The 13,281-nt window shown below is 62.5% G+C and carries 17 protein-coding genes; 11 read left to right on the forward strand and 6 right to left on the reverse strand.

From position 1 onward, the window contains the following. Positions 1–94: 94 nt before the first annotated feature. Complete coding sequence (locus EQG66_RS00700) at positions 95–1,594, reverse strand: DUF4139 domain-containing protein (protein WP_245987755.1); 1,500 nt, start codon at positions 1,592–1,594, stop codon at positions 95–97. Between the two features lie 44 nt (positions 1,595–1,638). Between EQG66_RS00700 and EQG66_RS00705 the strand changes: the two genes are divergently transcribed. Both EQG66_RS00705 and EQG66_RS00710 read left to right on the forward strand, forming a co-directional pair. Then, the gene (locus EQG66_RS00705; RefSeq protein WP_245987756.1) at positions 1,639–2,181 is read left to right on the forward strand and encodes a thiol-disulfide oxidoreductase DCC family protein; all 543 of its coding nucleotides are present in this window, start codon (positions 1,639–1,641) and stop codon (positions 2,179–2,181) included. Between the two features lie 23 nt (positions 2,182–2,204). Then, on the forward strand, positions 2,205–3,863 hold the full coding sequence (locus EQG66_RS00710; RefSeq protein ID WP_129402631.1) for a saccharopine dehydrogenase family protein: 1,659 nt from the start codon (positions 2,205–2,207) through the stop codon (positions 3,861–3,863). A 41-nt stretch (positions 3,864–3,904) separates the two neighbouring features. Here the strand turns inward: EQG66_RS00710 and EQG66_RS00715 are convergent, their stop codons facing one another. The 5 genes from EQG66_RS00715 to EQG66_RS00735 are packed head-to-tail and all read right to left on the reverse strand — an operon-like array spanning position 3,905 to position 7,849. Next, positions 3,905–4,450: a hypothetical protein gene (locus tag EQG66_RS00715; RefSeq protein ID WP_129402632.1), complete on the reverse strand. Its 546-nt coding sequence runs from the start codon at positions 4,448–4,450 to the stop codon at positions 3,905–3,907. After that, positions 4,447–4,935 (reverse strand): diacylglycerol kinase family protein, encoded by a 489-nt coding sequence (locus EQG66_RS00720; protein ID WP_164975550.1) that lies wholly within the window; start codon positions 4,933–4,935, stop codon positions 4,447–4,449. Before EQG66_RS00720 ends, EQG66_RS00715 begins: the two co-directional genes overlap by 4 nt. A gap of 52 nt (positions 4,936–4,987) precedes the next feature. Next, entirely contained in the window at positions 4,988–6,904 is a 1,917-nt protein-coding gene (locus EQG66_RS00725) for a linalool dehydratase/isomerase domain-containing protein (protein WP_129402634.1), read from the reverse strand. Further along, the gene (locus EQG66_RS00730; protein ID WP_129402635.1) at positions 6,901–7,263 is read right to left on the reverse strand and encodes a winged helix-turn-helix domain-containing protein; all 363 of its coding nucleotides are present in this window, start codon (positions 7,261–7,263) and stop codon (positions 6,901–6,903) included. The genes EQG66_RS00725 and EQG66_RS00730 overlap by 4 nt, the downstream gene beginning before the upstream one ends. Beyond that, positions 7,256–7,849, reverse strand: a complete 594-nt coding sequence (locus EQG66_RS00735) for a hypothetical protein (RefSeq protein WP_129402636.1) — start codon at positions 7,847–7,849, stop codon at positions 7,256–7,258. Before EQG66_RS00735 ends, EQG66_RS00730 begins: the two co-directional genes overlap by 8 nt. 288 nt (positions 7,850–8,137) lie before the next feature. Here EQG66_RS00735 and EQG66_RS00740 point away from each other — a divergent pair, with 288 nt between their 5' ends. The 9 genes from EQG66_RS00740 to EQG66_RS00780 all read left to right on the forward strand — a co-directional run bounded on the left by EQG66_RS00740 (position 8,138) and on the right by EQG66_RS00780 (position 13,273). Beyond that, entirely contained in the window at positions 8,138–8,329 is a 192-nt protein-coding gene (locus EQG66_RS00740; protein WP_129402637.1) for an N-acetyltransferase, read from the forward strand. A 143-nt stretch (positions 8,330–8,472) separates the two neighbouring features. Next, on the forward strand, positions 8,473–8,994 hold the full coding sequence (locus EQG66_RS00745) for a cytochrome b family protein (protein WP_129402638.1): 522 nt from the start codon (positions 8,473–8,475) through the stop codon (positions 8,992–8,994). A gap of 170 nt (positions 8,995–9,164) precedes the next feature. Next, positions 9,165–9,626: an anthrone oxygenase family protein gene (locus EQG66_RS00750; protein WP_245987759.1), complete on the forward strand. Its 462-nt coding sequence runs from the start codon at positions 9,165–9,167 to the stop codon at positions 9,624–9,626. Positions 9,627–9,671: 45 nt separating this feature from the next. Continuing rightward, positions 9,672–10,103: a hypothetical protein gene (locus tag EQG66_RS00755; protein WP_129402639.1), complete on the forward strand. Its 432-nt coding sequence runs from the start codon at positions 9,672–9,674 to the stop codon at positions 10,101–10,103. A gap of 157 nt (positions 10,104–10,260) precedes the next feature. Next, positions 10,261–10,647, forward strand: a complete 387-nt coding sequence (locus EQG66_RS00760) for a hypothetical protein (protein WP_129402640.1) — start codon at positions 10,261–10,263, stop codon at positions 10,645–10,647. Next, on the forward strand, positions 10,644–11,201 hold the full coding sequence (locus tag EQG66_RS00765; protein ID WP_129402641.1) for a hypothetical protein: 558 nt from the start codon (positions 10,644–10,646) through the stop codon (positions 11,199–11,201). The genes EQG66_RS00760 and EQG66_RS00765 overlap by 4 nt, the downstream gene beginning before the upstream one ends. Further along, positions 11,191–12,084, forward strand: a complete 894-nt coding sequence (gene sigJ, locus EQG66_RS00770) for an RNA polymerase sigma factor SigJ (protein ID WP_129402642.1) — start codon at positions 11,191–11,193, stop codon at positions 12,082–12,084. Before EQG66_RS00765 ends, sigJ begins: the two co-directional genes overlap by 11 nt. A 50-nt stretch (positions 12,085–12,134) precedes the next feature. After that, on the forward strand, positions 12,135–12,791 hold the full coding sequence (locus EQG66_RS00775; RefSeq protein ID WP_129402643.1) for a class I SAM-dependent methyltransferase: 657 nt from the start codon (positions 12,135–12,137) through the stop codon (positions 12,789–12,791). Positions 12,792–12,883: 92 nt separating this feature from the next. Further along, positions 12,884–13,273: a VOC family protein gene (locus tag EQG66_RS00780; protein ID WP_129402644.1), complete on the forward strand. Its 390-nt coding sequence runs from the start codon at positions 12,884–12,886 to the stop codon at positions 13,271–13,273. Positions 13,274–13,281 lie beyond the last annotated feature (8 nt).

A 13,281-nucleotide genomic window follows, 5' to 3' on the forward strand; every position in this document is an offset into this window, starting at 1 on the left:
GATTCCGGGGCGGCCGACGTGACCGCGACCTGCGCAGAAGCCGGCCTCAATCCAAGCGCCAGGAACGCTGCGAGGAGGAGTAGCGCCCTCACACTCAGTAGCGCGTATCAAACTGTGCTTTCAGCGTCGTCTCGCCGCTGGCCGGCACAGTGACGAGCCAGGCGCGCTCGTCCAGCGAACGCTGCTCGCCGGGTGTGGATTCGAACGGAACCCGCGTCTCGTGCCAGCGGCCATCGTCGAGCCCGTTCTGCACCACTTCAACCGTCACTGGTTCAGGCCGGGCATTGGTAATCCGATAGGCCATGCTCGTGCGATAGTAAGTCTTCGTATCGTCGCGCTGAACTTCAATATAGGTTCCGCCATTGATGCGAATGCGATAGCGGCTTGTCTGTTCCCATTCGTCGGTGGTGATCCGGTCGCGCTTCTCAACCATCGGCAGAACCTTGACGTCGAAGGCTTCGCCCGTCTTGATCGCGACCTGCGATCCCATCGGCGTGTGATCGATCCGATTTTCGCCGATGAACTGCGGCTGGCCGCGCGCATCGCGCATGTAAACGCGTACCGTTCCCGCCGGCAGCGCATCGCCAAGCCCTCCGGCGGCGGCCGTGTTGGAGAAGCGCAGGACGGTGGAGAAGCTGACAGGCTCGTCGAGTTTGCCGAGCCAGTCGTTTCGGAAAAAATAGCCTTTGGCGGCTGAAGCCCCGGTCACGTCGAGGAAGCTCGCCTGCTTCTGCTGCGCGGCGGCGACGGTGGTGCGGTCAGCGAGCGGGTAAACGTAGAAATCGCCCAGCCGCTCCCGCCGCGCGCTCTCCGTGCCGGGCCGGTTGCCCGATACGCGCTGGTCGTACCCATAATTGTTGTTGTAGCGGTTGGGATCGTTAGGATTGGGTCCCGGCGATCCTGCCACCAGATAGACCCGCGCGCCCGGAAAACTGCTACCGCTGTTGTTGGTCAGCGTGATCCAGCCCTGCATGTCGAGCTTGCCCGATTTCTCATCGAACAGCGCGACATAGTCCGCCTTCCAGCCGAGCCCGCGCGACAAATAGTTGAGCGTGACCGGACGCATGCCGCCAGCCTTCGTCTCGAGCGTCACCGACAACGTCGGCGACGCGCGCAGGGTCTTGGGCAGATCGGCGAATACCACGCGTGCGCCATAGTTCTCGAGCGTCTCGATCCGGTTGCCGATCCGCATGAGCGTGCCTTGGTTGATCGCGAGGATCTGCGCGGTCTCGATCGTCTCGGCACCGGTCGCCGGGTTGGTGCGAACCACGGTGACAGTCTGCCCCACGGCCTTGGCCATCAGCGCGGCCGGGCTGAGCAGATCGTAGTCGAAGTTCTGCTCGACGATCGTCGTGCCGCTGGCGGAGAGGGTTACCGTCTCGGGTCGAATCGCCGCGGAGACGCCGGGAAACTCCTGCCTGCTGCGACCGCCCGGAAGATCGATCTGGCGGATGTCCTGAATCAGTGCTTGATCGTTGTTGTAAATCGTCAGGCTCAGGTCACCCTGACTGGTCTGGGCCGATGCCGCAGACGATGAAATCGCCAGCGCGCCGCCCAGCATCCAGAAGAAACGATACCTTGCCCCGCCTTGCATTCCGCCTCTCCTGAAAACAATGCATGATAGTGTCGGAAAACCAGATGGCTACAACCCCTTGCGATCTGATTACTTCATCGATTGCGGATGAGATCTGGCGCGCTTGCGCTTGGCATACGGCCGATCGGTCATCTATGATTCAGGCAATGGAAGATGATCCCGCCTCGCGAAATGTTTCTAGCGCACGACTGCCCGATGGTCCGGTCATCCTGTTCGACGCCGAATGCGTGCTTTGCTCGGCCAATGCGCATTTCATTCTGAAGCACGATAAAGGAGCACGTTTTCATCTGGCGTCGATGCAGGGCGAAGTTGGCTCCATGCTCTTTCGTGAGCATGGAGTGGATCCGGCAGACCCCAGCACCATAATCGTAGTCGATGGCGTAAATGTCCGGAAAAACAGCGATGCTGTCCTCTGCATCTACGAAGCCCTTGGATTTCCCTGGCGGTTTGCCTCGCTGTTCCGCCTGATTCCTGGTCGCCTACGTGACCCAATCTATGCCTGGATCGCACGGAATCGGTATTGGATCTTCGGAAAACGGCCGACCTGCTGGATTCCGCCTGAAGAATTTCGTTCACGCGTGCTATGATGGATATGGGTACCAGCAGTTCGATGAAGATCCTGATCCTAGGTGGCTATGGCGTTTTCGGCGGCCGCCTCGCTCACTTGCTCGCCGATCTTCCGGAAGTCGAACTCCTCATAGGCGGGCGAGATCTGGCCAGGGCGCAATACTTCTGTGGGGCCTATCTCGGGCAACCAAGCGTTCAGCCGGTAAAGCTCGACCGGCGCACCATTGCCGAGAGCCTGCACAGATACCGACCTCACCTTGTCGTCGATGCTTCTGGACCGTTCCAGGACTATGGAGATCATCGTTATGGCGTGATCGAAGCCTGCATTGCCGCAGGCATCGACTATCTCGATTTTGCCGATGCCGCCGATTTCGTGTTCGGCGTGTCGCAATTCGACGAGGCGGCCAGAAAGGCCGGAGTCTATGCGCTGTCAGGGGTCAGCAGCTTTCCCGTGCTCACGGCTGCGGTCTTGCGCGAGATGGCAAAAAGCATGGATATCGTCTCCGTGCATGGCGGCATTGCGCCGTCGCCCTATGCCGGCATCGGCCTGAATGTCATGCGAGCCGTGGTGGGATACGCGGGGGCGCCGGTAAAACTGTTGCGTGGCGGCGTTCAGACACACGGGATCGGCCTCGCGGAGAGCCTTCGATATACCATCGCCGTTCCGGGGCGGTTGCCGCTGCGCAACATCCATTTTTCGCTCGTCGATGTTCCCGACCTGCAAGTGATCCCGCCCGAGCATGCAACGATGACGGATATCTGGATGGGCGCCGGGCCGGTTCCGGAAATCCTTCACCGCACCCTCAATCTGCTTGCCAAGGCCAGGGCCAGATTTCGGCTGCCTTCGCTGGAGCCATTTTCCCGCCCGTTCTACACCGTCCTCAACCTCATGAAATTCGGCGAGCATCGCGGTGGGATGTTCGTGCGCGCCCGTGGCCTTCGCGATGGTCGCCTGGTCGAGATGAGCTGGCACCTATTGGCCGAGGGTGATGACGGCCCCTTGATCCCGTCGATGGCGATCGAGGCCATCATCCGCAAGGTGTTGGCGGGCGCGAAACCGGAACCCGGAGCCCGGCCAGCCACGCGCGCGCTGAACCTTGCCGACTACGACAAGCTGTTTGATGGGAGGTCAATCTTCACCGGTTTTCGTGAGGATGACGCAACGTCGTCGATCTACCAGAGGGTGCTTGGCCCGGCCTTCGACCGGCTTCCCCTCAGCGTGCGGGCGTTGCATGCCAGCCAAGGCCGGAGGAAATGGAGCGGTATTGCCCAGGTACGCCGGGGCCCCGGATTGCTGGCCAGGCTTGCCGCGTTGCTGTTCCGCTTCCCCAAGGCCGGCGATGGCATCCCTGTTGTCGTCACCTTCAGTCCAGACCGAGGCGGGGAACGCTGGACGCGAAACTTCGACGGCAAACGCTTCGATTCGCATCAGTCATGCGGAATAGGCAAGGATGACTACTTGCTGGTCGAACGGTTCGGAGCGGTCACGGTTTCTCTCGCACTGGTGATCGATCATGGAAAGCTGCTGCTAATCCCGCGCCGGTGGTCGGTTCTGGGGATTCCGATGCCGCAGGCCTTGCTTCCGGTGGGCACCAGCTTCGAGACAGAAGAAGCGAACCGCTTCATGTTCGATGTCGAAATTTCCCTTCCGTTGGTCGGGCTGATCGTCTCGTACAAGGGAACACTCGAGCCAGTGCAGTAGCAGCCTTGGAGCTGTATTCCGTCCGTTAGAATAATGCGCATTCAGTGCCCCGGCGGCGCGCCGCCGACGATCAGGTTCAAGCTCGGGACGAGGTAATAGGTGGAACCGCCGATCTGGGCGTAATATCCTCCTTTCCGGAACATGTGCCGGAGTACATCCTGGCCATCATGATCGAAGTGATCATAGCAATACATGCCAGGCGTGCCGCCGTCATAGTTCCAGCTGGATGTCTGGGACGCAATCCACTCGATCGGCTTTTTCGGCTCCGAAGGGCTATTGTGGGGCGTGAGAAACGCCATACCTCCGCGCCGGAGGCGCTTAGCCGCCTCCGGCGCCATTTCGATAGCGAATGCGTGCCCTCCGAAAAACGGGTCGCACGTCTTGTAATAGGCGAACGAGCCCGCTTCGAGTTGGGCTGGCAGCGCATCGCGCGTGCGGCTTTGCGCCGACCATTCGAGCAATTGACAGCCGCCCAGACCCAGAATCGCGAGGAACAGGATAAAGCCGATCAAAGTGACAAGCAGAGCTGCCAGAAGCTTGAGCAGAAATCTGGCCAATTTCAGCGAGGCATGCACCGCGGTGGTCATCCTGTCTCTCCGCAGATTGTGGTGGGAAGGATAATGCGCTCGTGGTCCGCCGATCGAAGATGCGGCAGGAACACGCTCGCGCCGATCAGCGCTGCCGCCAGGGCGGCGATCAATACCGCGCCGGCCGCCACATCCTTTGCCGCCTTGATCGCTGGATTGTAGCTGCGGCTGATCGCATTGCAGGCTTGTTCGACAGCTGTGTTCAGGGCCTCTATAGCCAGAACCGTTGTCATTGCCACGATCAGCCAGCGCCATTCCGATGGGCCGATCCGCAACCAGGTCCCCATCAGGGTGGCCAGCGTGGCAATGCCGAGATGGATGCGCATATTGGGTTCGTTGCGGACGAGGAAACGCCAGCCGTCGAAGGCATGCGCAAAGCTTTCCAGCCGGCCCGCTGCTCGTATGGCAAAAGAGCCGGATACAGGATTCGCGCTGCTCGGCCGCCACGCCAGCGGGCTCGATCTCCGCGCCAGAAGCGGACGCATGAGGAGGCCAAGCAAGGCCGCGATGATTGTGCAACAAACCATGGGAGTTCCCTCAGATGACCGGATCGAGCGTGATGCGGGTGCGTTCAGCCGGTGCGATACGCAGCAGGCCTCGGCCTTGGCTGTCGGATCTGAGAAACGGGTGCTCCGACATTCCCGTCCGGTAGTGCCGTTCGGGCAGCAGACCGCCAAATTCGAGAAGGGGCGATGCCTCGGGCCGTCCCGGATCGAGGGTCAGGTCCAGACCCCGGTCGCGCTGGACAGCGCGGGCGACGACCACGTCGGGATATGGAGCGGAAGAGAGGTACGGCCCGCCGGGCTCACACCGGCGCGTGGTCAGCTCGCGCAACCCGTCGGCGCGATTGCACCGCGCGACCAGTTCCAGCGCATGTGCCCAAAGCGAGGTGTTCTCGCGGTGGACGACGCCGACACTTTCGCGGGACGGACATTCGGCTTCCAATCGTCGCAGGCACTCTGCCGCCACTTCGTGATCGCCCATTTCGACTGCGGCCGCAGCCGTGGCCGCATAACTGGAAGCTCTGCTGAAACCGTAGTTGCCGACATCGACCGGCCAGAACAGCCGCCGCCATGAGCCGCGGTCGAGGCGCTGGCGGACACGGTGCCACTGCTGCTGCGCCATGCCGGGCGATAGAGCATTTAGGAACAGGCAAGGGAACGCCTGCATCACGATGCCGCCGGGTGCAGGCGGAGCAAAACCTGTCAGCGACGAGCGAAAGGCGATGAACGTGCCGTCCGCCCGCATGCCCTCGCGTTCGAGCGACGCAAGGAACGGCGTCGCTAGCCCTTCCCATCTGCCGGTTCCAAGGCGCGCGTCGGCCGCCTTGATGCCCGCCATGGTGATCAGGTTGCAGAGCGGATAAATCCAGTTCGGTTCACAGTCGAGCAGGCCATAGGAGGACGTCCGATATTGCCGGGCAAGCCGTTCCGAAACATCATCCAGCCCGTAGCTGCGCCACTGTCTGCCCCTCGTGTGGAGGTGAAGCGCCTCGCCGCCGCCCAGGGCCATCTGCAGGGCCGTGAAGCCCGAATACATGATGTTCTGACGCGTCACGGGATCGCCATCGAGCCGCAGATTGCCCCAGGCGTTCTCCAGACGCCAATAGGACCACAGCCGCCGGTCGCCGATCTTGGTCAGCAGGTGCTGTTGTGCATCGCCAAAGCACGCCCGGGCGGCAGGGGCATGGCGCTCCCGGGCAAATGCCAGAGCATAGGCCATGAAGTTCACCTGGTAGCGTAGCGCGGCGGTCTGGAACGGATCGCGCCGTTCGAACCCGTCGAACCTTTCGACCGGCTGCAGCGCGCGATCGAGCAGTAGGCGCAGGCGTTTGCTGTCATCGTGCGAAAGCTCGTTCGGTATCGTATCGACAGGCCCGGGGGATGCAAAGCATGGTGTCGCGGGCGCTTCCGCCGACGATGCCGCAGTGGCCGCGCGACACCAGCCAATCGCGGCCAACAAAAGCACCATGGGGGCGAGCAGCCAGGGCCAATGCCCACCGCCGTCTTGAGGCGGTGCCAGGTTTAATACGCGGGGAGATGCGGCGAGGACTGCGAGCCCCATCCACGCCGTGACCGGAGCCAGCACATTGCCGGTGCCAAACCAGAGCAGGAGCGCGATTCCGAACAGACTGAAGGCACCGGCAAACAAGCCCAGGGCAAATACCGTTTGCCCGCCAGACACCCAGTGCAAGAACCCGGCACCGGGAAAAGCCAGTCCGAGCAGAGCAGCGCTGGTTTCGCTGGAGCAGAGCCCGCTCAGCCCTATTCCCTCCGCCACGATCGCCAAAATTGCGTAGATGAACAGCACACGCGCCTGCCGGGCGCGATGAACCGGTATATCTGCAAAATACAAAGAACTTGGGGTTGTAAAGTTTATGGGCAAAAAGGGGGACACGGAACCGCGCCCGGAAAGGGCAATCCGCACCGATGTCCGCAACATCGACGGGCTCATATGAACTTCTCCTTGAGATTGCCGCCGGCCTCGCCCTTGCGGCGAGCGCTGCTCAAAACCTGTTCCAGGACTGCAAGATAATCGGAGAACCGTACCCGTCCATCATCGGTCAGGGCGCAAGTGGTCAAAGGTCGCCGCCCCTCGAAACCCTTGGTCACCAGAACCATGCCGGCTTCCTCCAGAATCTGCACATGACGGCTGAGGTTGCCGTCAGTCAGGCCAGACAATTCGCGCAGTTCGGTGAAGCTCAGTCCCTTAGGGTGATCCGCAAGCGAAGTCATGATGCTGAGCCGCGCCCTCTCATGGAGGATACGATCCAACCCGTCGAAAGCAAACGGCGCCTTGGGGCGATCAGCCATGCAAAGTCTCCGATGATGCGTGGTGGAGAATGGCCGCCACAAGCAGTTGGCCCAAGCCAAAGGGCAGCGCCATAAGCCACGATATCGACGGCCACGGCGATCCACCCAGCGCGAGCGTCAGCGTGCCGGCGGCGAAATAGAATATGGCCGCAATCACCATCTGTCGCGGCAGATTGGAGAGGACGGCGAAGATGCCGACTCCTATGAGCAATTGCCAGATCCCCGGGAGCAGCCGGCTATGCTCGGGCGCGCGAGCCAGTACCACGATTCCCATGATTGCGCCCGCGGCCGCGACAGGAAGAAATCGGTTTAGAGTCGCGCCGAGCAGCCGGTCTGCCATGGATCGGTGAAGTCTGCGTGCCCTTGCGACGGCTTCGGTGCCGATCATCACGGCACAGACCGCCGCAAGGAGAATCCAGGCAAGAAGATCGTCCTCACCGGCCAGATACTGCCATCCGCCAAGCGCCAGCGCGAAGCCTCCAGTGAGTGCGACGATACCCGGCGCAAGGCCCTGGAAACGACTGCTCGCCGCCAACTGATCGCGCAGCCTTGCAATATCGTGGAGGGCCGATTCGACGTCATTCATGGGTTCATATAATGCCAATAACTTTATACTGCAAAGTTCTTTCATTGGACAACGGTTGACCGGCTTGATTTTCAGCGAGTTCAAGCACCAACGATTGCAGACACGGGGCTTCGCTCACCACATGCAAACCGCCCCGTCTTCAAGTCTGCCGCCCGACGAAAGGACGTCCCGCCATATTCGTAGCCGTCATCTGATCGATTTGCGCCTCGCCCGCCGTTTCTCTGTCGCCAACGGTTGCCGCCGAGATCATGAGCGGGGCTCCAGGGGCGCGATCTGGGTGTCATGTTGATGCGCCATGCCGAAACGCTTGCCATACAGGCGGGCCTGCGCGGGACACGCCTGTACACAAACAAGCTGATGCCCTCGAATATCGCTCTCTACCGGTCACTGGGCTATGCGTTCGAGAAGGAAACCCTGCACGATCATGGAACGGTCGCCGTTCACATGGTTCGATCACTTGCCGAAAGGGCTGTTGACTGAAGCACGGCGGTTCGTGGACTTGTCTTGCAGGCCAGCCTGTTCCATTTCCCGGCACCATGAAATAGGCGCGATCCACTGACTTATCATGGCACATCCAGGCCACGGCGCTGCTGCTGGTGGCGGCTGCCCTTGCCTGCGCATTCATGCTGGCGGACGATGCTTCCGGGCGGGCTTTGCTCGCCGCCCGGTACACTGCACGCGCCGCCTTCATCATTTTCACGGCAGTGTTCCTCGCGGGGCCTGTGACACGCATCTGGCCCAATGCCGCCCTGTCCGGTCTCATGCGCAACCGGCGCCAACTCGGCCTTGCACTGACCTTTGTCATGACCGCGCACCTGGCTGCGCTGGCGGTCAATGTCGGTCTGTTCCGGCCGCGCCGTGTGGGTGCGCTGGCGGCCGGAGGGCTGGTCTATCTGCTGCTTCTCGCCATGGCGCTTACCTCAAATGACCGCGTTCAGCGCCGGATGGGGCGCTGGTGGCGGCGACTGCACCTGGTCGGGCTGTCCGCACTGTGGGCGGGGTTTGCGTTCGGCTACATCGGTCGCCTGTTCCGGGCGGAGTATTTCTGGACCGGTTTGGTCTTCACCCCCGTCGCGATCGGCATTGTGCTGTTTCGCTGGTTCGCTGCTGTCAGGGAAAACGCAAAATTTCCTGCGACAGGTTGAACGGGTCCGGGCAGGACAATCGCGACATGGAAGCGTCGAGCTTGAATGCCCGCCGTCAGCCTATCCAGCAAATGCCGAAAATAGAGTGGCAGTTCGGTAGCTCCTGCGCCCGTAGCACGGGTTCTTCCCAGCCGCGGCGTTGAGCCAACCTGCTTGGGGAGACGCTGGCTGTGTTCTGTGTCATCCCGGCTGATACCGAGGCAAAGACCACCGCGCTGATCTGCGCTGCTTTCTTCACCGGAGCAGCGGCATACATCTCCCTCGTCGAACATCCCGCCCGGCTCCGACTTGAGGATGGACCGCTGCTCGCGCAGTGGCAGCCGAGTTATGGCAGGGCGCTGCCAATCCAGTCAGGCCTCGCCATTGCCGGCGGCGTCTGCGGCTTGGCCGCGTGGTATCTTTCACGCGATTGGCGCTGGATTGCCGGCAGCGTGGCGCTGCTTGGCAATTGGCCGTTCACCCTGCTGGCGATCATGCCGACGAACAAGCGGTTGAAAGCCATTCGACCCGACCCGGCAGGACCGGAGAGCCGGACATTGCTGATCGCGTGGGGCAAACTCCACCATGTCAGGAGCGTGCTGGGGCTGATATCGACGCTGCTGTTCGCATGGTGCCTCGCGGTGGCCACCTGACTGCTGCTATCGCAGCTGCTAATATCGACGAATTGGAGAGTTGCCGTGACGCTGACCGCACCACAAAGAACATTGATTGTAGCGGGAACTCTGCTGTTTCTCCTGGGGTTGCTGCAAGGGGCGGCGGTTCAAATGTTCGCGAACCCGCGCATGGCACTGTCCGCCCACCTCACCGCGGTGCAGAGCGGTACGGCGCTGATGGTCGCCGGGGCGGTCTGGACCTCTGTGTCCCTACGGAAACCTGTCGATGGCATTGCCCGAACGGCGATCCTGCTGGGCATGTTCGGCCTGTGGACGGGCTTGACTCTGTCCGCCGCGACCGGTGCAAGCCAAGCCCTGCCGATCGCGGGGGCGGGGCACAGCGCAGGCCTGGAGACCGAGAAGCTCGTCTCATTTGTCGTGCTGGGAAGCAGCGGTGTTCTGACCGCCGGATGGGCGCTGTTCGTCGTCGGGCTGATACGATCTTTCCGGCAATAGCTGCCTTGTCACCCGGAAAGCCGGGTGATCTTGGCTAGCTTCGAAACGCTGGTCTCATACTGCGCAAGACAAGGCTTCGTTCGCGAAGTGCATTTTCACCGGTCACCTGTCACATTCCGCCAGCCTGCCTCGTCATGGATGCGAAAGGAGGCCTGTCATGCCTGTTCGCATTCTCTCTGCCCTGATCGGACTGTTCAATCTGGGCAACGGCCTGTTCGCCGCTCTGCTGCCAGATCGCTGGTTTCTGCATGCGCCCGGAGCCAGCGCCACCGGCCCGTTCAATCCCCATTTCGTGATCGACATCGGCCTTGGCTTCACCGCGGCGGGGATCGCGTTCCTCGCCTATGCATGGCGGCCGCGCTACCGGCTGCTGGCGCTGGGCGCTTCGGGCTTTGTGGTGTTCCATGCACTGTTCCACCTCACCACCCTGGCGTCCGGCCATCACGCTTACGCTGCTGTCGATCTCCAGATCGCATTGCTCGCCTTTGCCGGGCTTGCCCTGTGCTGGCCGTGGCAGGCGGCGGTGCGGGAGGACGCGGCATGATGCGCTGGCTGGTCAACCGGATGTTCGATGCCTTGGGCCGACGCTATGACTACGACGTGTCCTACATGCACGCGATGTATGCGGCCTCGCCCAAGGCCTGCATGCGGTTCAACAAAGTCGCCGCGCTTGCCCGGCACCGCGAGGCAGTGCCGGTGGAAGCCAGCGAGGCGGCGCGGCTGGCCGGCACCCTCGCGGAGGATTGCGGCCCCTGTACCCAGCTCGTTGCCGACATGGCGCGCGAGAAAGACATGCCTGATGATCAGATCGCCGCCATCGTGGCGGGCGATGTCGCTGCGATGAGTGCGGACACCGCGCTCGGCTATCGCTTCGCCCGCGCCATCATCGCCCGCCTGCCCGAAGCCGACGATCTGCGCGAGGAAGTGCGCGCGCGCTGGGGTGACAAGGGTGTGCTCGATCTGACGCTGGGGGCACAGATGTCGCGGACCTATCCGATGATCAAGGCCGGGCTGGGCTTCGTCAGGAGCTGCGGCCCGATCCGCATCGGCTCGACTTTGGTCGCGCCCGCGATCCATAAGACCGCGCATGCAAGCTGACCCCTTCGGACCTTCGCGGGGGCGCCTGCTCGGCCTCGCCTACCGGATGCTCGGCAGTCGCAGCGAGGCGGAGGATGTGCTCCAGGATGCCTGGCTGCGGTTCAACGCGGTGCGTGAGGTGGATAACCGCGATGCCCTGCTCACTACCATCGTCACCCGGCTGTGCCTCGACCGGCTCAAGAGCGCGCGGGTCCGGCGTGAGGCCTATGTCGGCCCGTGGCTGCCCGAGCCCGTTGCCGATACGCAGGCGCTCGCGCCCGACGCGGCAACCGAACTGGCCGACGACCTGTCCTTCGCGCTGCTGCTGACGCTCGAACGGCTAAAACCGGCCGAGCGCGCTGCCTTTCTACTGCACGATGTATTCGACATGCCGTTCACTCAGGTCGCGGCAACGCTGGGCAGGAGCGAGCCGGCCTGTCGTCAACTCGCCGCCCGCGCCCGGAAGGCCGTGCAGGCAGGTGGTCCGATGGCAAGACCGCCGGTCGAGGCTCACCAGCGGCTGCTGGCCGCATACGGGATGGCCGTCACCAGCGGCGATGTCGCCGCCCTGACCGCGCTGTTCCACGAGGATGCGGTGCTGCTTGCCGATGGCGGCGGCAAGGTGCTGGCCGCACGCAATGCAATCACCGGGGCGGACAGGATTGCGCGTTTCTTCATCGGCACGGTGCGCAAGTATGGTTCGGATATGCCGCCTCTTCGGATCGAGTTGGCCAAGATCAACGGCATTCCGGCCATTGTTGTCCGGGCTGGCGAGGACATCGACCAGATGCTGCAACTGGCTATTCGTGATGACCGGATCGAGACGGTCTATGTGGTGCGCAATCCGGACAAGCTGGGGTGGCTCGGGCCAGGCGATCCTCCGGAGGGATTCAAGATCGCGTGACCGGATTTGAATCCGATAGGCTGCCATTTCCGGGTCTGCGGGAAGCCCCGGTGCGCATCGCGCCCGGCCTGTGGAGCAGCCTGCCACCTGACCAGCAGACCGCGCCAAATGATCGTCACGCCGCGGGCTATGACATGCTGATCGGTAGTCCGCTCTACCATCGCCCAGCATGGGGGGCCTGGCCGTCGTGCCACGCCGCAGCCGCCCGCGATGCCATGGCCGGCGCGCAAGCGGGACCGATCCTCGATTGCGGCTGCGGTTCGCTGCTGTTCACCGCGGACATCTATCGGACGCTTCCCACAGCCCGGATAACCTTCCTCGACAGGTCGCTGGCCATGCTGCGGCGCGGGCAGCGGCGCCGGCCAGACGACCATTTCCTGCAAGGCAGTGCCCTCGACCTGCCCTTTCGAGACGGAACCTTTTCCCAAGTGCTGTGCTGGGGCACGCTGCATGTTCTGGGCACGCCTTCGGGCCTGATCGCTGAATTGCGCCGCGTGGCCATGCCGGGCGGCAGGGTGGCGCTTTCCACGCTGGTTCGGGGTGATCGGTGGCTGGGAGAATACATGCTCGGCATGCTGCATCGCAAAGGCGAACTGGCGGCCCCGGAAACCGAGGCGGCGGTGACGGATGCCTTCACCGGTCATTTCGAATTCGCATCGTCCAGGCGCATAGGCAATTTCCTGTTCCTGACCGGATTCACTCGATAGCCTGATCGTTTGCGTAGCCGAACACTCTGAAACGGGTTGCTTGGGCGGCAAGCGTTCATTAAATGTTCTTATCGTTTTCGCAGGAGTGGTCGATGTCGTTGAGCTATGTGATGATCGGTTCGAACGATGTCGTCAGGGCTCGTTCCTATTTCGATGCCGTGCTCCCGCTGATAGGCGGCATGATCGGCGCCGATTTCATGCCCCACGGCTTTTGCTACGAGCTGCGCGGCGGCGGGCGGATCTGGGTGGCGCCGCCTTATGACAAACAGGCTGCTGCGCCGGGCAATGGCAACATGGTCGGCCTATTGTGCGGCAGCGAGGCGGAGGTGCAGGCGGCGCATGCCGCCGCGCTCGCCAATGGCGGCAACAATGAAGGCGATCCCGGCCCACGTCCGCAATACGGCCCGGATTTCTACGGTGCCTATGTCCGCGATCTCGACGGCAACAAGATGAGCTTCGTCTATTTTGGTGAGGGGACTTGAGGCTGGTT

The organism is Sphingobium fluviale, from assembly GCF_004122115.1.
GTDB lineage: Bacteria > Pseudomonadota > Alphaproteobacteria > Sphingomonadales > Sphingomonadaceae > Sphingobium > Sphingobium fluviale.